Origin of the sequence: Lactonifactor longoviformis DSM 17459, assembly GCF_900129135.1 — a bacterium.
In the GTDB taxonomy this organism is placed as follows: domain Bacteria; phylum Bacillota; class Clostridia; order Lachnospirales; family Lachnospiraceae; genus Lactonifactor; species Lactonifactor longoviformis.
Window position 1 is genome coordinate 144,934 of the sequence record NZ_FQVI01000004.1, and the last position, 25,421, is coordinate 170,354.

General features: G+C 46.3%; 22 protein-coding genes. 4 read left to right on the top strand and 18 right to left on the bottom strand.

Annotated features, from left to right (window positions below; all coding sequences use genetic code 11):
* The first annotated feature begins 6 nt into the window (after window positions 1-6).
* The gene (locus tag BUA56_RS06435; RefSeq protein ID WP_072850080.1) at window positions 7-699 is read left to right on the top strand and encodes a hypothetical protein; all 693 of its coding nucleotides are present in this window, start codon (window positions 7-9) and stop codon (window positions 697-699) included.
* A gap of 3 nt (window positions 700-702) precedes the next feature.
* On the opposite strand, the gene BUA56_RS06440 is transcribed toward BUA56_RS06435, so the two are convergent.
* From BUA56_RS06440 to BUA56_RS06450, 3 genes are all read right to left on the bottom strand, one after another.
* Complete coding sequence (locus BUA56_RS06440; protein WP_072850082.1) at window positions 703-2,061, bottom strand: MATE family efflux transporter; 1,359 nt, start codon at window positions 2,059-2,061, stop codon at window positions 703-705.
* On the bottom strand, window positions 2,058-2,507 hold the full coding sequence (locus BUA56_RS06445) for a MarR family winged helix-turn-helix transcriptional regulator (protein ID WP_072850084.1): 450 nt from the start codon (window positions 2,505-2,507) through the stop codon (window positions 2,058-2,060). The genes BUA56_RS06440 and BUA56_RS06445 overlap by 4 nt, the downstream gene beginning before the upstream one ends.
* 86 nt (window positions 2,508-2,593) lie before the next feature.
* Window positions 2,594-3,457 carry a YitT family protein gene (locus BUA56_RS06450; protein WP_072850086.1) on the bottom strand — a complete coding sequence of 288 codons (864 nt, stop codon included), beginning with the start codon at window positions 3,455-3,457 and terminating at the stop codon, window positions 2,594-2,596.
* Window positions 3,458-3,777: 320 nt separating this feature from the next.
* Between BUA56_RS06450 and BUA56_RS06455 the strand changes: the two genes are divergently transcribed.
* The 3 genes from BUA56_RS06455 to glgX are packed head-to-tail and all read left to right on the top strand — an operon-like array spanning window position 3,778 to window position 8,565.
* Window positions 3,778-4,242, top strand: coding sequence for a hypothetical protein (locus BUA56_RS06455; protein ID WP_072850088.1), 465 nt, complete (start codon window positions 3,778-3,780; stop codon window positions 4,240-4,242).
* The gene (locus tag BUA56_RS06460) at window positions 4,239-6,398 is read left to right on the top strand and encodes a YhgE/Pip domain-containing protein (RefSeq protein WP_072850090.1); all 2,160 of its coding nucleotides are present in this window, start codon (window positions 4,239-4,241) and stop codon (window positions 6,396-6,398) included. The genes BUA56_RS06455 and BUA56_RS06460 overlap by 4 nt, the downstream gene beginning before the upstream one ends.
* 25 nt (window positions 6,399-6,423) lie before the next feature.
* The gene (gene glgX / locus BUA56_RS06465; RefSeq protein WP_072850092.1) at window positions 6,424-8,565 is read left to right on the top strand and encodes a glycogen debranching protein GlgX; all 2,142 of its coding nucleotides are present in this window, start codon (window positions 6,424-6,426) and stop codon (window positions 8,563-8,565) included.
* Here glgX and BUA56_RS06470 read toward each other — a convergent pair.
* The 15 genes from BUA56_RS06470 to fabG form a co-directional block, all read right to left on the bottom strand.
* A complete protein-coding gene (locus tag BUA56_RS06470; RefSeq protein WP_072850094.1) occupies window positions 8,551-9,513 on the bottom strand; it encodes a beta-ketoacyl-ACP synthase III in 963 nt (320 codons plus the stop codon). The two genes, glgX and BUA56_RS06470, sit on opposite strands and share 15 nt — an antisense overlap.
* A 79-nt stretch (window positions 9,514-9,592) precedes the next feature.
* Window positions 9,593-10,165 carry a DUF5662 family protein gene (locus tag BUA56_RS06475; RefSeq protein WP_072850096.1) on the bottom strand — a complete coding sequence of 191 codons (573 nt, stop codon included), beginning with the start codon at window positions 10,163-10,165 and terminating at the stop codon, window positions 9,593-9,595.
* A 15-nt stretch (window positions 10,166-10,180) separates the two neighbouring features.
* On the bottom strand, window positions 10,181-12,058 hold the full coding sequence (locus tag BUA56_RS06480; protein WP_242946731.1) for an alpha-amylase family glycosyl hydrolase: 1,878 nt from the start codon (window positions 12,056-12,058) through the stop codon (window positions 10,181-10,183).
* A 26-nt stretch (window positions 12,059-12,084) separates the two neighbouring features.
* Window positions 12,085-13,644, bottom strand: coding sequence for a ClC family H(+)/Cl(-) exchange transporter (locus BUA56_RS06485; RefSeq protein ID WP_072850098.1), 1,560 nt, complete (start codon window positions 13,642-13,644; stop codon window positions 12,085-12,087).
* A 165-nt stretch (window positions 13,645-13,809) separates the two neighbouring features.
* Window positions 13,810-15,417: a class I adenylate-forming enzyme family protein gene (locus tag BUA56_RS06490; protein WP_072850100.1), complete on the bottom strand. Its 1,608-nt coding sequence runs from the start codon at window positions 15,415-15,417 to the stop codon at window positions 13,810-13,812.
* Window positions 15,418-15,450: 33 nt separating this feature from the next.
* Window positions 15,451-16,164 carry a FadR/GntR family transcriptional regulator gene (locus BUA56_RS06495; RefSeq protein ID WP_072850102.1) on the bottom strand — a complete coding sequence of 238 codons (714 nt, stop codon included), beginning with the start codon at window positions 16,162-16,164 and terminating at the stop codon, window positions 15,451-15,453.
* Window positions 16,165-16,248: 84 nt separating this feature from the next.
* The gene (locus BUA56_RS06500; protein WP_072850104.1) at window positions 16,249-17,544 is read right to left on the bottom strand and encodes a TRAP transporter large permease; all 1,296 of its coding nucleotides are present in this window, start codon (window positions 17,542-17,544) and stop codon (window positions 16,249-16,251) included.
* The gene (locus BUA56_RS06505; protein WP_072850106.1) at window positions 17,545-18,048 is read right to left on the bottom strand and encodes a TRAP transporter small permease; all 504 of its coding nucleotides are present in this window, start codon (window positions 18,046-18,048) and stop codon (window positions 17,545-17,547) included.
* A gap of 54 nt (window positions 18,049-18,102) precedes the next feature.
* The gene (locus BUA56_RS06510) at window positions 18,103-19,200 is read right to left on the bottom strand and encodes a TRAP transporter substrate-binding protein (protein ID WP_072850108.1); all 1,098 of its coding nucleotides are present in this window, start codon (window positions 19,198-19,200) and stop codon (window positions 18,103-18,105) included.
* Window positions 19,201-19,249: 49 nt separating this feature from the next.
* Entirely contained in the window at window positions 19,250-20,071 is an 822-nt protein-coding gene (locus tag BUA56_RS06515; RefSeq protein WP_084067710.1) for a DUF169 domain-containing protein, read from the bottom strand.
* 23 nt (window positions 20,072-20,094) lie between these two features.
* Window positions 20,095-21,285, bottom strand: a complete 1,191-nt coding sequence (locus tag BUA56_RS06520) for a CaiB/BaiF CoA transferase family protein (RefSeq protein WP_084067712.1) — start codon at window positions 21,283-21,285, stop codon at window positions 20,095-20,097.
* Between the two features lie 10 nt (window positions 21,286-21,295).
* Window positions 21,296-21,703, bottom strand: a complete 408-nt coding sequence (locus BUA56_RS06525) for a VOC family protein (RefSeq protein WP_072850110.1) — start codon at window positions 21,701-21,703, stop codon at window positions 21,296-21,298.
* Window positions 21,700-23,295 (bottom strand): acyl CoA:acetate/3-ketoacid CoA transferase, encoded by a 1,596-nt coding sequence (locus BUA56_RS06530; protein ID WP_072850112.1) that lies wholly within the window; start codon window positions 23,293-23,295, stop codon window positions 21,700-21,702. The genes BUA56_RS06525 and BUA56_RS06530 overlap by 4 nt, the downstream gene beginning before the upstream one ends.
* Window positions 23,296-23,319: 24 nt before the next feature.
* Window positions 23,320-24,507: a thiolase family protein gene (locus tag BUA56_RS06535; protein WP_072850114.1), complete on the bottom strand. Its 1,188-nt coding sequence runs from the start codon at window positions 24,505-24,507 to the stop codon at window positions 23,320-23,322.
* A 54-nt stretch (window positions 24,508-24,561) separates the two neighbouring features.
* A complete protein-coding gene (fabG, locus tag BUA56_RS06540) occupies window positions 24,562-25,308 on the bottom strand; it encodes a 3-oxoacyl-ACP reductase FabG (RefSeq protein ID WP_072850116.1) in 747 nt (248 codons plus the stop codon).
* Window positions 25,309-25,421 lie beyond the last annotated feature (113 nt).

The following is a 25,421-nucleotide window of genomic DNA, read 5'->3' on the forward strand; positions in this document are numbered from 1 at the left end:
TAAGACATGACTGCAAAACAAGAACCGCTGAAACTAATGGTAACCATTGCCGAACGCCACCAGGGAGCCGTGCTGGCCGATTTCTATACAAATCAGGGAGTCTTCTGGCATTACCAGTGCTGCGGTTTCGGGACCGCATCCTCTGATCTGCTGGATGTATTAGGATTTGGCAGCCCGGAAAGAGACATTTTGTTAAGCCTTGGAACCTCTTCCTGTATTACCAGACTTTTATATGACCTGAACACCGAGCTCAGAGCACAGGTTGAGGCCAAAGGCATTGTTTTTGACATTTTGCTCACAGGAATTAACCAGCTGGTTGCTTCCGTTTTCTATGAAAATAAGGGAGAAATCCCTGAAGATACCGCGAAAGGAGAGATTGCTATGACTGGTTACGGAGGGTCACACAGCCTGATCCTGGTTGCTGTCAACCAGGGACATACAGATGATGTCATGGATACTGCGAAAAAGGCCGGTGCAAGAGGGGGAACTATCCTCAAAGCACGCTGGCTGGGTACGGAAGAGAGCAAGCACTTTTTCGGCTTTACCCTGCAGAATGAAAAAGAGGTGGTAATTATTGTAGTTCCTGCCCAGAACCGGAATCTTATTATGGAGGAAATCAATAAGGCCCACGGTATCAGCTCTGAAGCACAGGGCATGATCTGTTCCGTGGGCGTAGACCAGGTAGTAAGGCTGACGTAGCGGTCAGCCCAGCTTATGATATTCTCTGTAAAACAGGATTGAAGTAACGGATACTGCAATGAAGTCTGCAATTGGTTCCGCAAGAAATACACCCAGTACCTGATTAGGTATCAGATGCGGCAGTATAAAAATCAGCGGAATCAGTAAAATTACTTTTCTGAGCAGTGCGAGAAAAACTGAGGTTTTGAAATTCCCCAGGGCGATAAACGTCTGCTGGCACGCAATCTGTATTCCAAAAAGAAGGGATACTGCCATGTAGATGCGGATCGCCCATTTTGTATATGCTGCAAGCTCTGCATTGCCGGTAAATATAGCGATAAACACCTGGGGAGCGAAGATACTGATGGCCCACAAAAGAGTCGAATAAATCATAGAGCTTTTCAGCAGCAGATGAAACGCTTCCTTTACCCGCTGGATATTCTCCGCTCCGTAATTAAAGCTGATGATAGGCTGTGCCCCCTGTGTCAGCCCCTGAAGAGGAAGCATAGAAAACTGCATTACACTGGTAAGGATTGTCATAGCCCCTACAGCGATGTCACCCCCGTATTTCAGCAGGGAAGTATTAAAGCATACAGACAGAATACTTTCTGTAAACTGCATGATAAAAGGGGCCGCCCCCAGTGCCAGACTCGGAAAAATATATTCACCTTTGGGGCGCATATTCTTCAGACGGATTCTAAGGGTACTCTTTGATCCGGTAAGGAACTTTACCACCCAGACAGAGGATACCGCCTGGGAGATAATCGTGGCAAGAGCTGCCCCCCTCACGCCCATATCGAGCCCAAAAATAAAGATGGGATCCAGGATAATATTGCAGACAGCCCCGATTGCTACGGTCAGCATACCCGTCTTGGCGTATCCCTGGGCATTGATAAAAGCATTCAGTCCCAGCGACAGCTGGACAAATATCGTGCCAACGGAATAGATCTGCATATATGCCCAGGCATAGCTGATGGTATTGCCGCTGGCTCCGAACATCAGCAGAATGGGTTTTCCGAAGGCCAGAAATATAACTGTGAGGAGTATGGCCAGCACCGCCAGCATGGTGGTACAGTTTCCCATAATCTTCTCGGCCTCTTCATTCTTCCCTTTTCCCATCATAATGGATGCCCTTGGGGCACCTCCCATACTCACAAGGGCCGCAAATGCAGAAATGGCCATTATCACAGGCATAGTGACCCCCACCCCGGTAAGCGCATTGGGACCTATGTCCGGAATATGACCTATGTACATCCTGTCCACCATATTGTACAGAACATTAATGATCTGGGCTAAGATAGCCGGCAGCGCCAGCTTAAAAAGAAGGCTGCCTATCCTATCCGATCCCAGACTGGCTTCCTTCTGTGTCTTTTCATGACTCATGACAATTGCTCTCCTTTCAGCATTCTCTCAACATTCTCAATCATCAGCCTTAAAGTTTCATTGGTTACTTTCTTATATTCTTCCGGGATTCCCTCTTCCAGCCTGGCTGCCAGCTGCTCCTGTGTCTTCTGCAGGTCACCCACGATCTCAGGATCACTCAGCTTCAGATGGATAACCCTGTGATCCCTCTCATCTCTTCGGGTAGTCAGATACCCTCTGGAAGTAAGAGACTCCACGGATCTGGCCACCAGTCCTTTGGAGATTCCCTTACACCTGACAATATCACGGGAAGTGTCCAAAGCCGGGGCATTGTTGTATAAAAACAAAAGTACAATCATCTCATTGGGCGTAAGTCCGTAGGAAACCAATGCCTCCTGAAAATATTTTCGGTAAAGTTTTTCAAGCTTTATAAATTTGTCGAAATAGCCCCTTCCTAATTCCAGCATTCACTCTTCCCCTCCAATGGTTTTCCAGTAAACAGTTTACCCGTAAACTATTCTATGCCTTTCTCCTGTTTTTGTCAATCGCAATTCTACAAATACTCTTTTTTGCTGGTGAATCCCTTTCCCTTTACTTCTTTTACGGGGCTTACAATCATAAATGCCTCTTCGTCAATCTTTTGTACCTCTTTGTTCAGCCTCTGAAGCTCACGTCCGGAGATTACGGTGAGGATTACAGGAAGGCTGCTGCGAAGATATCCGGTTTCCCCGTGCAGCAGGGTAGAACTGCGATCCAGTTTTCCAAGGATCATCCCATTGATCTCTTCATATTTTTCACTGATGATTTTCACCTGGGTTTTGCTCTGACCCATGAGAAGGACCTTATCCAGAACCGTGGTGTAAAGGAATACCAGTAGCAGTCCGTACAAAACCTGCTCCTGAACGGAAAAGAGGATCTGCAGCAGCAGAATTCCGCAGTCGCACACATACATTACAGCTGAGATAGGAAGACCCCAGATCTTGTTGCATACCAGGGGAGGAATGTCCATCCCGCCAGTGGAAGCCCCCGCACGAATTACAATCCCTATGGCTGTTCCGATCATCACTCCTGCGTACAGCGCCGACAGCATGTGATCCGAAGTCACATTTGCCAGCGCCGGCACAGACTGAAAAATTCCGAGAATGATGGGATAATAAAAGGTGCTTATGATCGTTGTCATAGCAAATTTCTTTCCCAGAATCAAAGCCCCTATAAGAAACATCAGAACGTTAAATACGCTCACAAAACCTGTGACCGGTATCTGGAAATAGTGGTTGGCCACAATTGCAAGACCTGTGGTACCCCCTGTAATTAATCCATTGGGAAGGATAAACATGGTAACCGCAAGCGCATAGACGGTATTGCCCAGAATCACCATCCCCACATCCTTTCCTGTTCTAATAACTTGTTCTTTCATTATTCTCCTCCTTTTTACTGTGCTGATAAATTAGTACTCTATTCTGATAAATCAGAAAAGAAAAAAGCCATGCCGGGTATTGGCATGACTTTTTTTATCCTTCTATCTATCTGATTGCTGTTTCTATTGTTTCTGTCTCTGTTCATATGTAATTTGCTCCTGCAGTAAAAATCATAGCACAGCGCCCGCAATCTTGCAAGTATCTATTTCAGAAAATGACAATACCATTCCTACAAATGACGATTGGTCATTTTCTGGTTGTAAACTGCAATTACCCATGCTAAAATAACAATATATTTTCAGAAAGGTGCATAATAATTATGGATGAAATAACCCGATTCCTGGAAGAGTTCTATGCCTCCCTGCCGCCTCAAAAGGCTGACGCCGCTGTCAGACAGAGGCTTCTTAACCGGTTGGAAGCAGAATATATGTCTTACCTTTCCCAGGGCAGACCAAAGAAAGATGCCGTTTCTCTCACCCTGATGCATTTTGGATTTCAGGATGCTTTGGACGCAGAGCTGCGAAAAGAGAAGCTTCTTGACACTTATAAACGCTTCCGCACAAAATACCCCCTTCTTATTCGGGGAGGATTCCTGGGCATTCTGATTGTCCCGGCTGTGTTTCTGATTCTTATGTTCAGCCTGGAATCAAAGCTCATCTTCCTTACGGCATGGATTGTGTCCATCATCCTTCTGGCCGCCTATCTGATCTGTGTGGAATACATTGACTATCGCTATAAAAAATTGCTGGAATCAGAAAAACTAATAGAGGGAGAGCAGAAATGAAAAATATATTCAGAATCTATCGGCGAGACGTAAAACGCCTCACCAAAAATGTTATGGCGCTCATTGTAGCCATCGGCATAAGTATTATACCTGCACTGTATGCCTGGTTTAATATTGCGGCTAACTGGAACCCCTACGGCAATACAGCAGGTATTAAGGTAGCCGTATCCAACGAAGACGAGGGCTTCCGCCTGGAGGCTGTCTCCCTGAACATTGGAGAGCAAATCATATCTAATCTAAAGGCCAATGATCAGATCGGATGGCAGTTTACAGACACAAAAGCAGCCCTTTCAGGGGTCAAATCCGGCAAATACTACGCAGCAGTGGTCATTCCCTCTGACTTCAGCAAAAAGATGTCCAGTATACTTTCTTCAGATATTGAACGTCCTCAGATACAATACTACATAAATGAAAAGAAAAATGCCATTGCACCCAAGATTACAGACAAGGGCGTAGGTGTAATCCAACAGCAGGTTAACGCCACCTTCATCAGTGAAGCCACTGAGGCTATTGCCGGAGTTTTGAATATGACTACCACTGATCTGGAGGATAAGCAGGTCACGATTCTTGACCGCTTTATCTCCTCTCTCAATACCATTGATACGGACCTTGCACAGTACGAAGAGACCATAGACGCCTTTATTTCTGCCGTAGACGAGGTCAACGGTCTTGTACAGACCACCAAACTGGCTTTACCGGATGTTGATACCGCCCTGGCCAACGGCAATACCGCCCTGGCTGACGCCCAGTCCATTATGGATGCCTCCCAGACCTCTCTCAGCGATATTACCCAGGTGCTCGGGAATGTCCTGGATTCCAGCCAGGGACTCTATGACTCCGTATCCTCCACTGCAACAGATGCCTTCTCAGGTATAAAAAATAGTGTGGATGACGCTGCAGGGAAGCTGGAACAGACCACTTCCCTGTCCCAGTCCATTATTGATATGAACAATAAGAATATTGCCCTGCTGGAGAAGCTGAATGCCACCCTGGGATTGTCCACCATTGAGGATCTGATCCTTCAGCTGCAGCAGTCCAACGAGCATCAGCAGGGGATCATTGACAAAATCACCGATACCTCAGAATCCATCTTGTCTGCCTCCAATCAGGCGGCCGAAACCAGAGGAGACATCCAGGCTCTGATAAAAAGCAGCACAGAAGATCTGGCCTCTATCCGGGCTTCCTACCGCACTGCCGTACAGCCCTCCCTGGACAGTCTTCTGGACAAAATCTCCAGGGCCTCTGCGGATCTCTCAGGTATGCTGAAAAGTGCGGACGGCAGTCTCTCCAATATTGATGGAATCCTGGACGGCGTTGGAAACTCACTGGCCTCCGGAAAGGATTCCCTGTCCAGTACGAAAGATATTATTGAAACCACGAGAGGGAAGATTCGTAAACTGGTAGACGGCGTAAACTCTGTGGGAGAGGATGAACGGATCTCTAAACTCCTGGAGATTATACGCAATGATCCCACAATCATGGGTGACTTTATGTCCTCCCCGGTACAGCTGGACACTACTTCCCTCTATTCCATTGAAAATTACGGTTCTGCCATGGCACCGTTCTATTCCACTCTTGCCATCTGGGTGGGGGGCATTGTCCTGGTAGCTATTATGAAGGTAAGAGTTGACGAAGACGAAAAGCTCAGGAATCTAAAGCCCTCTCAGTGTTATCTGGGACGTTACCTGCTGTTTCTCACCTTCGGTCTGATACAGTCATCCATCATCTGTCTTGGGGACTTATTCTTCCTGGAGATACAGTGTAAGAATCCGGTACTTTTTGTTCTGGCCGGAATGGTCTGCAGCCTGGTATTTACGAATATTATCTACACATTGACGGTTTCCTTCGGAGATATCGGCAAAGCGCTCTGCGTCATTCTCCTGGTAATTCAGATCGCCGGGGCCGGAGGGACCTTCCCCATTGAGGTCACCCCTCAGTTTTTTCAGAACGTATATCCCTTTCTGCCGTTTACTTACGGGATAAACGCCATGCGGGAGACGGTAGCGGGAATCTACCATATGAGCTACTGGACGGATATTCTCCATCTGCTGCTCTTTGTTCCCTTTGCCCTGCTTCTAGGTCTTGTTCTGAGGAAACCGCTCATCCGTCTGAATGAATTTTTTGAGAGACGGCTGGAAGACACTCATTTAATGTAGTCCCCTAACGGAAAGGAGCATCCTTATGAAAGATATCCCCTTACTGCTGCCGCTGATTCCCGACGATCCTCTGATGCCCCTGGACACGGTCCAGGGATTCCGGGTTCGTCCCGGCTTTTTTGAGATTAACGGAGCCACCTCTCTCCCAGGAGCTGTGAATTTTACGGTCCATTCCCACGCTGCTTCTTCCTGCGAACTCCTGCTTTACAAACGGGAGGCATCAGAACCCTATGCCGTACTAAGGTTTCCGGAGAATTACAGGATAGGCAACGTATATTCCATGCTGGTCTTCGGTCTGGATATCGGAGAATTCGAGTACGCCTACCGGCTGGACGGACCCCGGGACCCGAAAAAAGGGTTATTGTTTGACAAAACGAAGCCCCTTCTGGATCCTTATGCAAAAGCCGTCACCGGGCAGAGCGTGTGGGGCAGCAAACCCCTCCCCGGGTCATCCTACCACGCAAGAGTGGTCAAAAATAATTTTGACTGGGGAAACGCCCGCCAGCCCCTTCTTCCCATGCAGGATCTGGTGATTTATGAGCTCCATGTCAGAGGCTTTACCAAACATTCCAGCTCTCAGGTCCGCCACCCCGGAACCTTTGCCGGACTCATGGAAAAAATTCCTTATCTGAAGCAGCTGGGCATTACCGCGGTGGAACTGATGCCCATATTTGAATTTGACGAGACCATGGGAAAAAGAGAGGTGAACGGAAAGACTCTCCTGGATTACTGGGGATATAATTCGGTCAGCTTCTTCGCCCCCAACACCAGCTATTCCTCCCAGAAGGAATATAATTATGAAGGACATGAGTTGAAATCTCTGATAAAAGCCCTCCACAGAAACGGCATCGAAGTAATCCTGGATGTGGTATTCAACCACACAGCGGAGGGGAATGAAGATGGTCCCTTCTTCTCTTTTAAGGGCTTTGACAACAATATTTACTATATGCTTACCCCTGACGGACACTATTACAACTTCAGCGGCTGCGGCAATACCTTAAACTGTAATCATCCCATTGTCCAGCAGATGATTCTGGAATGCCTCCGCTATTGGGTGACTGTCTATAGAGTGGACGGCTTCCGCTTCGACCTGGCAAGCATTTTGGGGCGTAATGAAGACGGAAGTCCTATGAATAAGCCGCCACTTCTCCAGACACTGGCCTTTGACCCCATCCTCGGCAATGTAAAGCTTATTGCAGAGGCATGGGATGCAGGAGGGCTTTATCAGGTAGGCAACTTCCCGTCCTGGAAGCGGTGGGCTGAATGGAACGGCAAATACCGGGACGATCTCCGCAGCTTTTTAAAAGGAGATTACTGGATGGCCCCGGAGGCAGCCAAGAGAATCACAGGCTCCCCGGACTTATATACCGGACAGTACCGGGGATACAATTCCTCCATTAATTTTATCACCTGTCATGACGGCTTTACTCTGTGCGACCTCTATTCCTATAACCAAAAGCATAACGAGGCAAACGGATGGGCTAACACGGACGGAACAGATGACAACCGCAGCTGGAACTGCGGTTGTGAAGGCCCGACCTCAGATCCCGCCGTCTGTGCCCTTCGAAAGCGGCTCATTAAAAATGCCTGCGCCGTCTTAATGTGCAGCCGGGGAACGCCTATGTTTCTTGCCGGTGATGAATTCGGCAATTCCTCCATGGGCAACAACAATCCCTATTGCCAGGACAATGAAATATCCTGGATCAATTGGAAGGATCTGGATGCTAACCGGGAGCTTTTTAACTTTTTCCGGTTTATGATCCGTTTCCGAAAAAAACACGTTTCCATCCGCGGGGGAAGAGGCCCCTGCTCCTTTGGTTTCCCCTTTATCAGCCTGCACACAGCAGTGCCCTTTGATTCAGGAATTACTCCTGACACGAAGGCAATGGGCGTTATGTATGCCAGCCAGGGCGAGCGTCCGGATACTGATGATATTGTCTACCTGGGAGTCAATGTGTACTGGGAGGATATTACGATTCAGCTGCCGAAGCTGCCCCCTCCCTACGGATGGTATCTGGCGGCAAATACGGCAGCTGATACAGAAGATTCCTGTGTGGCCTGGAATCCCAAAGAAATGGTTTATATAGCGAATACATTCGTACTGGGCCTTCGTTCGGCAGCGGTATTTACAGCCTGCAAAAGACAGGAACTCTTACCAGACCAGTAAATCAGCGCCCCAGGTAAGTCCGGCTCCGAATCCGGAGAGTATAATCTTATCCCCCCGCTCAAGCATTCCCCTCTGATTCATTTCATCCAGAAGGAGGGGGATGCTGGCCGCTGATGTATTGCCGGTGGACTGCAGGTTCATGGGGAACTTGTCTTCTCCTGCCCCTAGACGTTTTGCCACGGATTGAATGATACGGCTGTTTGCCTGATGAAGCACAAAATATTTGACCTCTTCTATACCGGTACCTGACTGCTCCAGAACCTGACGGATGCACTCAGGTACTTTTTTTACAGCAAACTTGAATACCTCCTGGCCCTCCATCGTAATATAGTCCTGAGGCAGTTCCTCGGGCACCAGCATATTGCGGACCGTACGGTTCCGGCAGGTAAGAACCTGGGATTTTCCCCCGTCTGCATGCTGTACCACAGACAAAAGGCCTGTACTGTCCTTCTCCACTACAGCTGCGCCGGCACCGTCTCCAAAAAGCACACAGGTGCCTCTGTCTTCCCAGTCAATCAGCTTGGAGATCGTTTCTGTACCGATGATAAGGGCATTTTGGTACATTCCGCTCTCCAGATATGCATGTGCTGTATTCAGTGCAAAAAGGAAACCAGAACAGGCAGCGCTGAGATCAAAGGCAGCCGCCTCAGGGATTCCCAGCTCTTTCATGACACAGCAGGCCGTGCTGGGGAAAAAATAGTCCGGCGAACAGGTTGCGGCAATTACAAGCTGTATCTCCTCCGGATGTTTGTGACTGCTTTTCAGCGCATTCCGGGCTGCCTCAGCCGCCAGACTGACGGTTGTTTCGTCTTTGGCGATCCTTCTGGCACGTATGCCGGTGCGGGAAGAGATCCATTCATCACTAGTCTCCACCACTTTAGCAAGGTCATCATTTGTCACTATTGTCTTCGGAAGCGCACTTCCGGTTCCTATTATCCTTGTAGCCATTCTATTATCCACCTATACTTTTATATTATCTCGCTCATTTATTTTGACTATCAAAGTATATGATGATTTCAGGCATTTGTCAATATGTCTCTGTTTTAAAAGCCTTCTGAGGATGCTTTTCCTCTTTCAGATATACATGCTTGATATAATGAAGGGTTTTCTCTTCTCCCTCTCTGGCCAGCATGCGCAGAAGCCTCTCCAGATCCTGGTTGGTTTTCTCGTGGACAAACCACAATTTTTCTTTCCCGGCCAGAAAATACTGCAGGGGTGCCTGATCGGTGTAGGTTTCCGGAGAATAGGTTCTGGATGCGCTGATCCGATCCATAACCATCTCAGCAATATATTTTCTGGGCATGGGCACCCCTGCAATCACGGTCCTGCAGTTTATGCCATAGTCCACCCAGTGCTCAAAGTGATGCTTATTTCTCCCATAGTGGTGCATCCAGGAGGTTGACATTCCAGTAGCCTCCCGCTCCGCATTATTAGGACTGCGGTTTCCCTGGTAATACCTGCAGCCCACCTTAAACTCCGTCCATGAATATTTAGACAAATCGTGCAGCAGCCCTTGTTTATAGAGGCCAATGCGGAAGCAGTACCTCATTACCATCATTTTATGTTTTGTAATTGTCTTAAAATGTGCCCATGCATGCATACGCTCTTACATCTCCTACTTTCCCACCAGTACAATAATTGTTCTTGGGGATACTTTAATCCCTTTTTGATCTTTCACGGGAGGTTCTTCCGTTTCCTCATAGAAGCCGGCATTTTCATTTTTCCCTGTATTGATGGCAACCCGCCATTTTCCATTCCCCGGCAGATGGGGCAGGGCAAATTCATGCTCCAGCCAATGCATATTATATGCAATATAGATCCATGCGTCAGGAACCCCCGCCGAATCTTCGGCATAGTTACCGTTGTACATGACTCCCACATGACGGAAATTATTATCCAGCTCAGCAAACCAGGCCCTCTGGCTGTGATAGGAAACATCCGGACTCCCATACGATTTGTAATCCATGCACCGAAGTTCCCCTGGCAGATGAAGCACAGGATGTGACGCCCGGAACGCAATACTTTTTTTTACGAATTCCAGGAGTTCCCGATTCCGGCGCAGACCGCTCCAGTCTACCCATCCCACTTCATTGTCCTGACAATAGGCATTGTTGTTGCCATTCTGGGAATTGCCAATCTCATCTCCCTGGTAAATCAGAGGAATGCCCTGGCTCAGAAGCAGAAACAGAAAGCTGTTTTTAATCTGCCGTTTTCTGAGGGCTTTGATACTCTGCTTTCTGGTGGGACCTTCGATGCCGCAGTTCCAGCTGTAATTATAATTCATGCCGTCTCTGTTTTTCTCACCGTTCTCCTCATTGTGTTTTATATCATATGCTACTGCGTCTGCCATTGTAAACCCATCTTGTATACTCATGTAATTCACAACGCCATGGGTATCCGGGTTTCTTCTGGTGCAATAGGTAAAATCCACCAGCATATCCTCGTCTCCCTTCAGGAAACGTCTAAACACCTGACGGCTCCACTCATTGTATTCCGCCAGGTGTCGGAAATGAGGAGTTTTGTTTCTATATAATTTCTGGGCATCCACCCCGGCAAAAAAGAGTTTGGTATCTGCCAGCAGCGGATCCTCAGTAACATACTCCTGCGCCCTGGTGTCCCCCACCAGATGGAATCCGTCAATATGATATACCGTTTTCCAGTACCTCAGAATATCCAGCACCTCAAGGGGAGATATTTCCGCAGTAAAATAAAACTCCATCATGCACTCTATGCCAGCCTGGTGAAAGTCTCTTACCATCTCCATAAATTCTCTGGCCGGACTTCCGGTTGCACAGTAGGACGCTTTGGGTGCAAAGTAAAATGCCTGATCCGTATATCCCCAGTAGTTAACCTTCGCGGCATCCTTCTGTTCATAAGCATATGCGGCAGGAATCCCGTCCTTCACCATGATTTCATCAAACTCATAGCATGGCATGAGTTCTACTGAGGTAATCCCCAGTTCCTTCAGATAGGGTATCTTTTTTGCCACCCCCCGAAAGGTCCCTTTTTGTCTTACCTTTGAGTTTTTATGGCTGGTATATCCTCTCACATGTAATTTGTACAAAACCATCTCTGACAGAGATATGGCGGGCCGCTCCTCCTTTTCCCACAAGAATTTTCCCTCCAGCACACCGCACCGGAGACTGTGCGGATTCTTGTGATCCACAGCAGTACCGAAGCGTTCTCTGCCTGTCAGCAGTGCAGCCCTGGGGTCCTGACGGATCTCACCGTCTATTTTATAATTGTACTCCATCTCTCTGGGACGGAATTGCTCTATAAAGACAGCAGCTACCTCCCCGGTTCTCTCTTCGGGAGGCAGGGGGATCTCTTGTATAAGCCTTCCGCTGTTCTTCTCGTACAGCAAAAGACTTGCCTCCTTTTCATCCGGGATGACACTTGCAAAATTATAGCCATTTTTTGCTCTGTACACTCCTAATATTCTGGGATTGCCTGGTAATACTCTGATTTCAGCCTCGTTTTCTCTTCTCTTCAAGCCTTTTCCCTCTTTCCCTCTATACTTTATTCTTCAGAACACAGCTTCTCCATCTTGTCATGGACGGTTCCGGCATCTCTCTCATCTGTCATGGTAATGAGTGTATCACTTGCAAATACTCTGGTCTTGCCTTTGGGAATGATTTCCTTCCCTCCCCTTTGAATTGCGACCAGAAGACAATTCTCAGGCAGCGGAATCTCTCTCACCAGCTGTCCGTTAATCTCTGAACCATGCATCACTACATATTCTGATAATACCTTCTGCCCCATGGTTTTTGGGGTCTGAATTCCCCTCTTCTCTAAAAGGCGCTCCAAAAGACTCTCGTATATTGGGGCGGAGCGCAGTAGAGTTGCCACGATATAGGCCACAATAGAAACTAAAGAAAGGGACAGCATCTGATCTACAGTCCCTGTCATTTCAAATATAAGAATAATTCCTGTCAGGGGCGCTCTGACAATTGCCGTAAAATATCCTGCCATAGCCAAAAGGATAAAATTATTAATGTATTCCGCCTCCAGGCCAAAAAACTCTGCCCCGGCAATTCCAAAGGCACCGCCTATAAAAGCCCCTAAAACCAGAAGCGGAAAAAAGATTCCTCCAGGAGCTCCGGATCCAAAACTTATGGCTGAAAATAAAAACTTCACAGCTAAAAGCACAAGCACAGTGCCCAGCACCATGTTCTCATGAGTAATCATTTCCACAAGCTCATGACCGCTTCCCAGCACCTCAGGCATGGTAAACCCTAAAACGCCTGCCAGCAAAAACGGAATCAACAGTCTGGTGGACTCATTCAGAAACTTTTGCTTCTGATAAATCTCCTGGGCTTTCAGTGTTGCATAATTATAGAAAGCCCCCAGTATTCCTAAAAGTATACCAAGAAGTATAATTGCCCAGTAATATTTCTGCGGCAGTTCACGCCCGATGTCAAACTGAAATACCGGATCAAGTCCCAAAACATGGGAAGCCATAAAATCTGCTGTCAGAGAAGCTGTCATAACTGACACTAAAACTGACACAGAAAAGTTTTTATGAACCTCCTCCAGAGAGAACATTACACCTGCCAGCGGAGCATGGAAGGCTGCGGAAAGCCCTGCACTTGCTCCGCAGGTCAGAAGAAACTTTTCTTCTGTCTTTCCCCGGTCCAACAGCCTGGAGATTCCTTTTCCGGCCATGGCTCCCAGCTGGATAGAAGGGCCTTCCCGCCCAAGAGACAGACCGCCCAGCAGAGCCAGACACCCGCCTGCCAGCTTCGCAGCCATCACCCGCCACCAGGTCTGCTCCAGCTTACCTGTCATCTCTCCCTCCAACTGGGGAATCCCGCTCCCTGATATCAAAGGCTCCCACTTTACCAGCCGTCCCACAAGCAGAGCCAGAACAGCAAGAACCGCAAACCACAAAGCCATCCTCCAGGGCACACCCCTGGCAAAATCCAGCACCCAGTTCAGAGCTTTTCCGGCATAGCTGAGCATAATGCGGTATAACAAAGCGATCCCTCCCCCTGTAATACCCACCAGAAGCCCTTCTCCGATTAAAATAACGTTTAACTTGTCCGCACGCTTTAATGTGTGCGCAACATCCTTCTTCACGTATAATTCCTCCCATCTCCTCTTCTGTTATTATAGAGGGGGGAGAAAAAAAAAGCAATGCAGGATTCAATAAAAAACAGCTGCTGTATGCTGTTCTGATCAATACAACATACAACCGCTGTCTGTTATCCCGCCCCCTATTTTATTCTTTACTCACAGTCTCTCCTAAGGTACGAATAAGTGACGTATGGCATTTTTATCTATTTTTCCATTTGCCGTCTTTGGTATATCCGACAGGGGAAGAATACGACAGGGGATTTTATATTTTGCAATCCTGTGTTCCAGTTCCTTCTGCACTGCCCCTTCCTTCCACTCTACCCCAGGGGCAAAGCGTATGACTGCCACGGGTATCTCTCCGTATTTTTCATCCGGCACCCCTACGACGGCTGCCTCCAGTATACCGTTTAACTGCATGATTTCATTTTCCACATCAAAGCTGCATATCTTTTCCCCGCCGCGATTTATCATATCTTTTTTTCTGTCAACTATGTAAAGATATCCGTCCCGGTTGCAGTATCCTAAATCTCCGGTTTTCAGCCATCCGTCTTCCGTTATCGCAGAGCTTACCCCATGATAATATTCTTCCAAAACGAAGGTTCCCTTCAGCATTACTTCACCTACTATGCCAGACGGGACTTCCTTTCCTGTGTCATCCGCAATCCTTACTTCCAGATTTGGCATGGGTATGCCGGAAGCTCCTATGTATCTGCTCTCAGCTGCTCCTCCCGGGAATACCGTACCTGCCCCGGCTGTCTCTGTCAGCCCGTAGATGGTATGGAATTTAACCTGGGGCAGCCACTCATATATTCTGCGTATGTTTTCCGGAGACATATTGCTGCTTCCACAAGCAAAGCTATTTAGCGATGGAATTGACGGAAACATATCTTTCTTATCCATCAGCATACAAAATACAGTAGGTGATGCATGGATAAAAGTAAGCTTATTCTCAAGAGCACACTGCAGCACCTTTTCCGGTTCAAATTTTCTGTGCAGATACAAGGATGCGCCAATATAGAGAAATTCACCTAATAAAGTGATCATCCCTGTTATATGGTAAATGGGAGTGGCGATAACTGATCTGTCTTCTGACGTAAGCTTTAAAGTCTTTTCATAGGTTACAACAGAATGCATCACATTGTAATTCTTTAATAACACCCCCTTGCTCTGAGATGTAGTACCTGAGGTAAACATGATCAGCACCGGATCTTCCAGTGCCCCCCGGGATACAAGAGGTGCATATCCCTTTGTACTCCTGGCAAGATATGCAAATCCATATCCCTTCTCTGCATTTTCCGCTTTAATTCGCACGAAGGAGTATTCTTCTGCGTTTTCAAACCACTCATAAAAATCTTCGTCACATATAATATAGGAGGCTTCTGCTTTCATGCAGAGGGACAACACCTCCTGTTTTTTATATTTACTGGGCAGCGAGACTGTTACCGCTCCTAATTTGCAAAGCGCAAGGAAGGCTACACAGAACTCAATTCCGTTGTATAACATCAAAGCTGCATGATCCCCCTTTTTTATCCCATATACACAGGAAAGAGACAATGCAAAATCATCTACTTTTTTCAGGAAATCTTTATAGCTGTACCTACGCTCCCAAGGATCTGTCAGAGCAATCTTTTCGGGGAATCTCGATACACTTTCCGCAAGTGCATCATACAGATTTGGCGGCATATTTTTAAAGGTTTCCACTTCTCTGCCGCCTATTTTTATTTTCTTTAGTTCTTCCCACTCATTACCCCGCCAATAGTTTTTCCACGTTACCATTTTTCACCCTCTCCGCAGGCACATCTGCCTGCATCACAATGTCTCTCTTTTATTTAAAATCTCAATCAGCCGTACCTTTGATTTTCTCAAATGTTCAAACATAATGAGCCGGGCGTACTCATGTCTTTTCTCCTCAACAGCCTGAAATAAGATCTGATGGTCAATCATTGAATTCATTACAATGCCGGGGGAAATATTTATCTGTTCAATATATCCGCTTATTACTTGCTCGAACAGATCAAATATAGTAAGAAGCATCTCATTTCCTGCAATCTCGCAAAGTGCCCGGTGAAACTTATGATCGTATTTGGAATACATATCCTGACGATTCATGGTTACAGAATCATTCATATGCTCCAAAAGCCTCTGAAGATACTCCACATCCTCCTGGGTACGTCTCTGAGCAGCCAGCTCACAGGCACCGCTTTCAATATACGTGCGGGCATCATAGATCTCTTCAATATTACTCTGCTTATAAGCCATCAGCGGAAACAGAGGCTTCATAAATTCAGAAGGCCTAATTTCATTCACGTACGTTCCGTCGCCCTGAACAATTGATAAAACTCCCATCATACTTAATTTTTTCAGACTCTCTCTCAAAGTTACACGGCTTACTTTATACATCACTATCAATTCCGATTCCGAGGGCATTTTATCCCCCGGTTTCCACTTTCCCGCAGCAATACTTGCCAGAATCTCATCTGCGACTATATCATATTTAAATTTTTGTTTTTTTTTCGAACTCATAGGGACTGCTTCTCCTTTAAACGTATTATGTTTCATTCTATATCATACCTGACATTTAATGGAAAATCAAGCAGTCCCTGAGGATCAGACGAACAGGTTCGGCAGTGCCATGGAGAAAAACGGGATATAAGTTACCAGCATTAAGACAATTATCATACCTGCCAGCAATTTTAAGGTATATCCAAATGTATTTTCCATAGGTATTTTGCTTATCTTGGTACCTACAAAAAGGTTCACTCCCACAGGCGGCGTAACCATCCCGATTGATAAATTCATAATCATAATTACCCCAAAATGAATCGGATCTACGCCCAAAGGCTGCACGATTCCCAGCAGAAGGGGGCCTAGAATAATGGTTGCCGGTGCGGCATCCATAATCATTCCCACACCTAAGAGCAGCAGATTTATCAGCAGCAGTACCACATATTTATTCTGAGAAACTCCTAACACCGCATCTGCAATGGCTGTAGGAACCCCCTCCATTGCCATCAATTTTCCAAAGGCTACGGAAAATGATATTACGATTAGGAAGCTGCAGCTCCGAAACGCCCGTATAAAAATCATCGGCAAGTCCTTTATCCTTAGCTCCTTGTAAATAAAAAATCCCACAAACAATGCATACATACAGGCAACTACCGCTGCCTCTGTGGGAGAAAAGATCCCTCCGTATATACCCCCTAAGATAATAACCGGCACCAGCAGAGCCCAAAAAGACTCACGAAAAGACCTTGATATTTTTACATTAAATAGCTTTTCACTCTCCTCCGCCACCTCAGGGGGCGGTGTGAAATTCTTTTTTCCGCAGATAAGCTTTGTCATAAAGAGCAGAGCTATACCCATTAAGACTCCGGGCACAACGCCTCCCATAAACAGTTTAGAGACAGATACCTGGTTCACTACCCCATACAGCAAAAACATAATACTAGGTGGTATAATAGGTCCTAATGAACCTGCAGCAGCCGTTATGGAGGTAGAGAATTCCTTATCATACCCGTAACGAATCATCTGGGGAATCATGATACCTCCGATACAAGCCACAGTGGCAGGTCCGGAACCAGAAATCGCCGCAAAAAACATACAGGCAATTACCGTAACCATTCCCAGTCCGCCTTTTCTATTTTTAATTAATGACATACAGAAATTAATCAGTCGCTGGGAAATACCTCCATTGATCATTAGTTCCCCTGATAATACAAAGAAAGGTATCGCCAGCAGTGTAAAGCTGTAGGTGCCATTCAGGAAAGATTGTATAATAAAATCCATGGGTACTGTGTGAAACGCCAGCACATACAGAACACAGGAAAGGCCGATGGATACGGCGATGGGAAATCCAATGAGAATAAACAAAAACAAAGTTCCTATCAAAACTAAACCCGCCATTTATACATCCCCTCCTTCCTTTTTAATAAGATCAAGCTTAATGGTGAGATAAATATTCTGCAGCGATCTCACAATAGACGCAAACATTCCCACAGGGAGCGCCAGGGACATAATAAACAGCGGAAACGTGGTGGCAGATACCGTTCCCAGCAGATATTGATCCATCACCTTAAACCACCCCGCATACATTACTACTGCTGAATAGCCGATATTTATTACCATCATAACCAGATACAGCCCAGCCTGTACCTTTTCCGGAAGCCTTGCTGTGATAACTTCAATGCGGATATGCTCGTTTCTCAGAATGGCGTTGCTGGACGCCAGAAAGACAAACCAGACAAACATATACAGGGAATACTCTTCAAGAACCGGTGATGAAAGATGAAAGAGAAATCTGAGCACTACCTGTGTGAAAAGCATAATCAGCATAATCCCAAACAGACAAGCACACAGATATTCCTCCAGGTGATTCCAGAGTTTTTTATCATTAAAATGTAACTGCATGTCAACCTCCCTTGCCGCAACAGAGGCGCCCCCGCAGGGGCCGCCCCGCAGTTGCTATTGTGCCACTATTTCCAGTGCTTTGTTAATATACTGTTCATCAACCAATGCCGCCTCTTTGTCAGGGAAAATATGTGTACGGCATGCATCCTCGAGTACTTTTGTCTCTTCCTCCGTAACCTCATATACCGTCATGCCCTCGTCTGCTAAAGCTTTCATTGCTTTATCCGTATATGTCACTTCTTCTTCACGGATATATTCCGTCATTTCTGACACACATTCATCAAACACCGTCCTTAAGTCATCCGGAAGGCTCTGGTACCACTCTTCATTTACAATATACTGATGGAATGCGGCTCCGTTCTTTAATATTTTCAGAGACTTCAGCACCTCATAATACCGATTGCTGTAGAAAAGGTTCTGGGCAGTCATCATACCGTCAACCATGCCCTGCTGGCACGCCTGGTAGACTTCATTAAATGAGATAAATACAGGAGTAATGCCGATACTTTCCACCAATGCAATCTGCTGTGGCGTTTCATTGATTCTGATTTTAAGTCCCTTAAAGTCATCCAATTTTGGAACATCCTTTTTTGTGGTTCCAAATGCATACCATCCCATATTAAAAGAAGCATCCGCAATAATCCGCACTCCTGTAGTTTCTTTGAACTTCTCGTTTAATTCCAGCATCCAGTCAGATTCCGCTAATTTATACATCTCTTCATTGGATTTGTATATATAAGGAATATTCCATACATAGTATTCTTCCATATTTGAGATACCTGCAAAAAGTCCGGGCATTGTATTGGCCATCTGCAGTGTATTATCCCTTACCTTTTCAAGGGCATCTCTGTCTGTCTCCGCAATTGACTGATTTGGAAAAATCTGCACTTCAATCCTTCCATCCGATTTCTCCTCAATCAGCTCTTTGAAATGGAGATATCCCAGTTGGGTAGGATCCGTCTCTGAGACAGTGTGTCCAATTTTCAAGGTGTACGTTTCCCCGCCGGAAGTCTCTTTTTTCTCTTCACCGGCAGTATCCTTTGGGACAGAGGAGTCTGAGGATTTGCCGGTACCGAAAGAACCGCACCCTGCCATCATCAGCATTGCTGCAGACACTGCAATTGATTTCATAAAAATACTTCTTTTTCTCATAAACCTTTCTCCTTTTCCTGGTTTTGTTGGCTGGTTTTGTTAGCTGTTCTTATTTGCTGCTCTTGCTCACTGCGTTTAAATCATAGGAAACACTTAATCCCTCCCGTGCATCCCTTTGAATCCCGTATTGGGCGGCCGGATATCTAAGTCCGTTTCCTGCTAATTTTTTTAGACCATCCAGAATTTTGCAAATGTATGCCGGAGGGAAGGCCAGAACCATCTCATCATCCCAAACTCCCCCGAACCGTCTTTCTCCAAAACAAGGCATCGTAAAGCATGGCTTCTGCGTTACAAATGCACGGATCCAGGAATCTGTACATGAGGTCTCTCCAACAAACGAGGATTCTATTACCTCATAATCATCATACTGCAGTGCACAGCACATAAACATAATCTGCTGCGGCGTGCCGTATACGAGGCATACATCCGGCGGATTCAGTCTGCCGAGTACCGCAGGAGAGGCCGCCACCCCCTCATACATTTTATCCAGATGATACATAGATTCCTGATGTCTGGCTGACTCTTCAGGCTTTTCAAACCAGGTGCCTGCAAGGTGCGGGCTGTGAATATAATCTTCTTTCGGAATAAATCCACAGACACCGGAGCACTGAATGGTGGGCATATGCTCTTTTGTAAAACCAACCGTGTAATTCAGCCTGGTGGCCTGCCCCACCATCTGGCAGGCGGTAAAGATCTCCCCCTCTGCCGGGATGCGGATCTTCTTTACCGCTCTCATTTCCCTGAGATCTTCAAAAAATTTAATAGCCGTAGGGGCTGCACGCAGTTTAAGTACTCCGATTAATTCCTGAAAATATTCCGGCAGTTTTCCATCTTCATAAGTATATAATTTTGCTGCTTTTTCTGCATTCATTCTAATTTCCTCCGGGCCATCGGCTAGATGACAGCTTTGCTTTTCAGTTCTTCTATTTTTTCTTCATCCAGTTTCACAATATCCCTCAAAACTGCCTCCGTGTGCTCTCCAAGTACCGGGGGCAATGCGTAAATCTCGCCGGGTGTCTTAGACAGCTTGAGATTTATGCCGGTTACAGGCATTTTGGTACCATCCGGATATTCTAATATGCGCAGCATTTCCCTGGCCTTTACCTGGGGATTATTTACCACATCTACCGTATCTGCTACTACCGAACAGGGGATGCCAGCATCTGTGAGCAGTGTTTCAATCTCATAGGCCTCATGGCAGGCCGCCCACTGCCCCGTTACTTCCTCTATATAGTCCGGATTAGCCATCCTCTGTCTGCTGTATTTGTACTGTTCCTCCTCCAACAGATCCTCTCTTTTGATAATCCTTGCAAAGGTATCAAAAAAGGTATCGCTTCCTGCATGGATAAATACATATTTTCCGTCCTTTGCCTTAAATGTGTTGGCAGGACTCAGGGCGCGGTCCCGGTTGCCTGCCTGTCCCATAACAATCCCGTTGGCTATGTAATCCTGTGTTGAAAAAAGAGAATAGGCAATACCGGCATCCAGCATAGAGATATCCACATCCTGACCGTCTCCTGCTTTTTTCCTGCTGTACAGAGCAATCATAGTTCCTAAAGCGCCGAACGTTCCTCCTATATAATCCAGATACACGGAACCAATCATCATTGGTTTTGTTCCCGGATCGCCAGTCAGGCTCATAATACCAGACATAGCCTGAGCGATACAGTCAAAAGCAGCTCTGTCTTTATAAGGACCTGTCTGTCCGAATCCGGAAACATGGGTTACAATAATTCCTGGATTCAGCTTATCCAGCACCTCTCTGGTTAAGCCCATCTTATCCAGAGTACCCGGTCTGAAGTTCTCCACAATAACATCGCAGTGACTGATGATTTCTTTTACAAGTTCCATGCCCTCCGGTGTCCTGTAGTTTATCCTGACACTCTTCTTGTTTCTGTTTACCGAATTAAAATAAATGCTCTTTTCTCCCAACCAGGGGCCAAAATGTCTGGTATCATCCCCCGCCCCTTTTTCGATCTTTATTACTTCAGCACCCATGTCTGCGAGGAGCTGCGTGCAGAACGGACCCGATACAAAACGGGTGAAATCGGCAATTCTTACACCTTCCAGCGCTTTCATTCCCATAGCAATCCTCCTACATTTTTTTAATCTTTTCTACAAACTCAACCAGAATTCCCTCTCCGTGGCGGGGCCGCAAAAAATTAACAATGATATCGCCCGCCCCCTTCACCGCCCTTTCCTCTAACATCTTAAGACCTTTCGCTTCGAACTCCTCACGCACTTTGGACACATCTTCCACCTCAAAGGCAATATGATGGATTCCCCCTTTCCCGTTATTGTACTCTGTCAAAATGCCTTCTTTGGGTACAACAAGCTCTATAGCGGAATCGTCCTCCCTGTGCCTCATAAATATGCAGTCTGCCTGATATGCTTCCACATATTCCGTGTAATCTTCCTCCAAATCGAACTTTTCCATAAAGCGCTGTACTCTGTCAGGCTGTGTCATAACAATACCTATATGATGTAATTTCATCCCTTTCATTGATACCCCTCTTTCTTCTCCAGCATCTCCTTTATTCCTATGGCCCCCTGCCTGTATATACTGACAGGAGTTTTTATTAACTCCTCCGCAAGAAGAGGCTCAAATTCCATTTGCTCCAGTATGTCTCTCTGCAAATCCACACCTTCTGCAATTTCTGTCAGTAAAGGACCCTCCTTTGTCAATCTGAACACGGCTCGTTCTGTTACAAAGTACATCTTCTGCCCCCTCTCCCGGGCAATTCTTCCGTTGTAAGAGATCTGCTGTACGTTCTTTACTAGTTTTTTGAACCGGCCTTCCTGTTTGATCCGCAGTCCCTTTTCGTCCATATCTACTTCCAGTCCTCCACCGGTGAACGTGGAACAGAATATGACATTCTTTGCCGTTGTTGTAATATCTACAAACCCTCCTGCTCCTGCTGCTTTAGATCCCATCTTAGTCGCATTCACATTTCCATACTGATCCATCTCTCCGGCACCCATAAAAGTAAAGTCAATGCCGGTTCCAGTATAGTATTCAAATTGTCTGTCATGGGCAATTAAAGCCATTGCATTTCTGGAGATACCGAAATCAATTCCTCCCGCCGGTACACCGCCGTAAATCCCTGATTCGACTGTGATGGTTATCTTATCCTGAATATCTTCCTCTGCCAATATGGGTCCCATAACATCATTGGGTATTCCTGTTCCTACGTTAATAATGGCACCTTCCTCTAAAAGCATGGCAGCCCGCCTACCAATTGCTTTTCTGACAGAGAGCTTTGCTGCGGCGGCTTTGTTCTCCTCTCTCAAAACTGCCTGACCACTGTAGGAAGGATCATAATACCACGATGATGTCTGTCTGTGATCCTGCAGTAAGTCATCACATACCACAACCGCATCTACCAGCACTCCGGGCACCACCACTTCTTTGGGATTGATCGTTCCCGTTTTTACTACGTGTTTCACCTGGCAAATCACCTTTCCGCCGAAACGCTTTGCGGCCATAACTGCAGGCAGGATTTCCAACACCATGGCTTCCTCCTCCGTCGACAGATTTCCCATTTCGTCACAGTAGGTTCCTCTTATAAGAAGGGTATCAATGGGTATTTCCTTATACTGCAGGTATTCTTCACCGTCTATGGTGACTACACCCACAATATCCTCCAAATCCTTTGTTCTGTCGTTCATCTTTCCGCCTTCCACTCGGGGATCGATGTATGTACCCAGGCCAATTTTACTAATTTTCCCCGGCTCCCGCAGTGCCATACTGTGAAACATATTGGCCATCTGTCCCTGAGGCAGATTATAGGCTTCCACTTTGTTGCTGCTAATCAGTTCCATAAAGGCAGGGCACAGTCCCCAGTGTCCCCCGACCACTCTTTTAATCAGATGTTCATGGGCAATATGCTGTAAGCCGTCTCTTTTGTCTGACTGCCCGCAGGTATGAAACAGTGTTAAATCCCTGGGCTCTCCCGTCTCCATAAATTTTTTTTCTATCGCCTTTAAGATACTTTCGCAAGTAGATACTAACGTCATTCCCGTGGTACACAGTGTACTACCATTCTTTATCATGTCTGCGGCTTCCCCGGCCGATATAAAAACTGGTTTTTTCATAGTATTGCTGCAAACTCCTTCCCGCTATTTACACAGTTCGTAAAGAACAGCCAGGCCCTGACCTCCGCCGATGCACAGTGTGGCAATTCCATATTGTACATTCCTTCTGACCATCTCATTCATCAATTTAATAGTAATGATGCAGCCTGTAGCTCCAATAGGATGTCCCAGGGCAATCCCGCTTCCATTTACATTTACAATAGTTTCGTCCAGCCCAAGCTCTCTGATGCACGCCGCAGCCTGAGATGCAAATGCCTCATTTAACTCTATCAGTCCAATATCCTTTTTTGTCAGCCCTGTTTTTTTCAGCAGTTTTCGGACTGCGGGGACAGGGCCTATCCCCATTATCTGGGGATCAACGCCTGCAGCTGCTGCATCCACAAGTCTTACAATAGGCTTGAGCCCTAAATCTGCCGCTTTTGATTCCTTCATGACGACGACAGCCGCAGCCGCATCGTTTATACCGGAGGCGTTTCCAGCGGTTACTGTTCCATTCTCCTTAAATGCAGGTCTCAGTTTTGCCAGTTTTTCCATCGTTGTATTCGGCCTGATATACTCATCCTCATCAAATATTTTTGTCTCCTTTTTATTTACCCTTACTTCCACAGGGACAATCTCATCTTTAAACAGACCGGTTTCTCTTGCAGCGGCTGCCCGCTGCTGGCTCATAAGTGCCAGCCGATCCTGATCTTCCCTTGTAATATGATACTTCTCAGCAACGTTCTCAGCTGTGATGCCCATATGATTTCTGGTGAATGGATCGGAAACTGCAGTTACCAATCCATCCTCCAGCTCCCCATGTCCCATTCTGTAACCATAACGGGCATTTCTGAGATAAAAGGGAATATTCGTCATACTTTCGCATCCGCCGGCTACTGCAATTTCACACAACCCGTCGCGAATCTCCTGTGCGGCTGTTACAATTGCCTGCAAACCGGAGGAACATAATCTGTTTACTGTTATAGCTGTAGCTTCCACGGGAATACCTGCCTTTACAGAGGAAAGACGTGCTGCAAATGCATTTTCTGCCGCCTGACCCACACAGCCGTATACTACCTCATCCACATCCTCCGGTTTAAGACCTGCGCGTTTTACAGCCTCTTTAATCACAATGCCTCCCATGTCACTGGCCTGCAGTTCTTTTAATGACCCTCCCATACTTCCAACCGCAGTTCTGCAGCCGGAAACAATAACAATACTTTCTTTTTTCATTACAGCTTCCTCCATGAGCGTATTCTTTTTACTGATCTTTTGTACTCTAACTGATTAAAGTACCATTCCGCCGCCTACCTCAAAGATTCCCTGCGTAATATATGAAGCCTCGTCGGAGGCCAGGAATGCTATCATATTGCCAATGTCCTCCGGCTTTCCGGCCCGTCCCATTGAGATTTTGCTGACCATGATATCCCAGGCCTTTTCTGGAACCCCTCTGGTCATCTCCGTATCAATAAACCCCGGTACGATAGCATTGACCGTGACATTTTTCTTTCCCAGCTCTTTTGCTGCCGTGCGTGTCAACGCAATCACTCCTGCCTTTGCCGCGCTGTAATTCGCCTGTCCGATATTTCCGTTCAGGTACGAAGCCGATGAAATATTTATTATACGGCCGTATTCCTTCTCTCTCATATGAACTGCTGCAGGCTGCATACAATTAAACACTCCGGTGAGATTTACTGCTATCACTGCATCCCAGCTTTCTTTTGTCATCTTGTGAAGCATCATGTCTCTGTTAATTCCCGCATTATTCACTAGAATGTGGAGATCTCCCTGCTGCTCTATCGTAGATTGAATCAAATTATGTGCCTGATCAAAATCTGAGACATCAGCCAATATGTAAGTTGCTTTTCCACCCATATCTTTTATCTTGTCTGCAGCCTGCCTTGCATTTTCTTCATTGACATCAGAGATTACAACGGTTGCACCTTTCTCCGCTAACTTCCCGGCGATCCCGAATCCAATCCCTCTTGCTGCTCCTGTAACAATCGCAATCTTGTTCTCTAAATCTCTGCTCATTTTTATAACCTCACTCTTCATTCAGTAGTAGACAGTACAGCGCGCGCGTAAACATAATATGTCTTATTGCATTTCCATTTATAAACATAATATGTTTATAGTTACATTATACA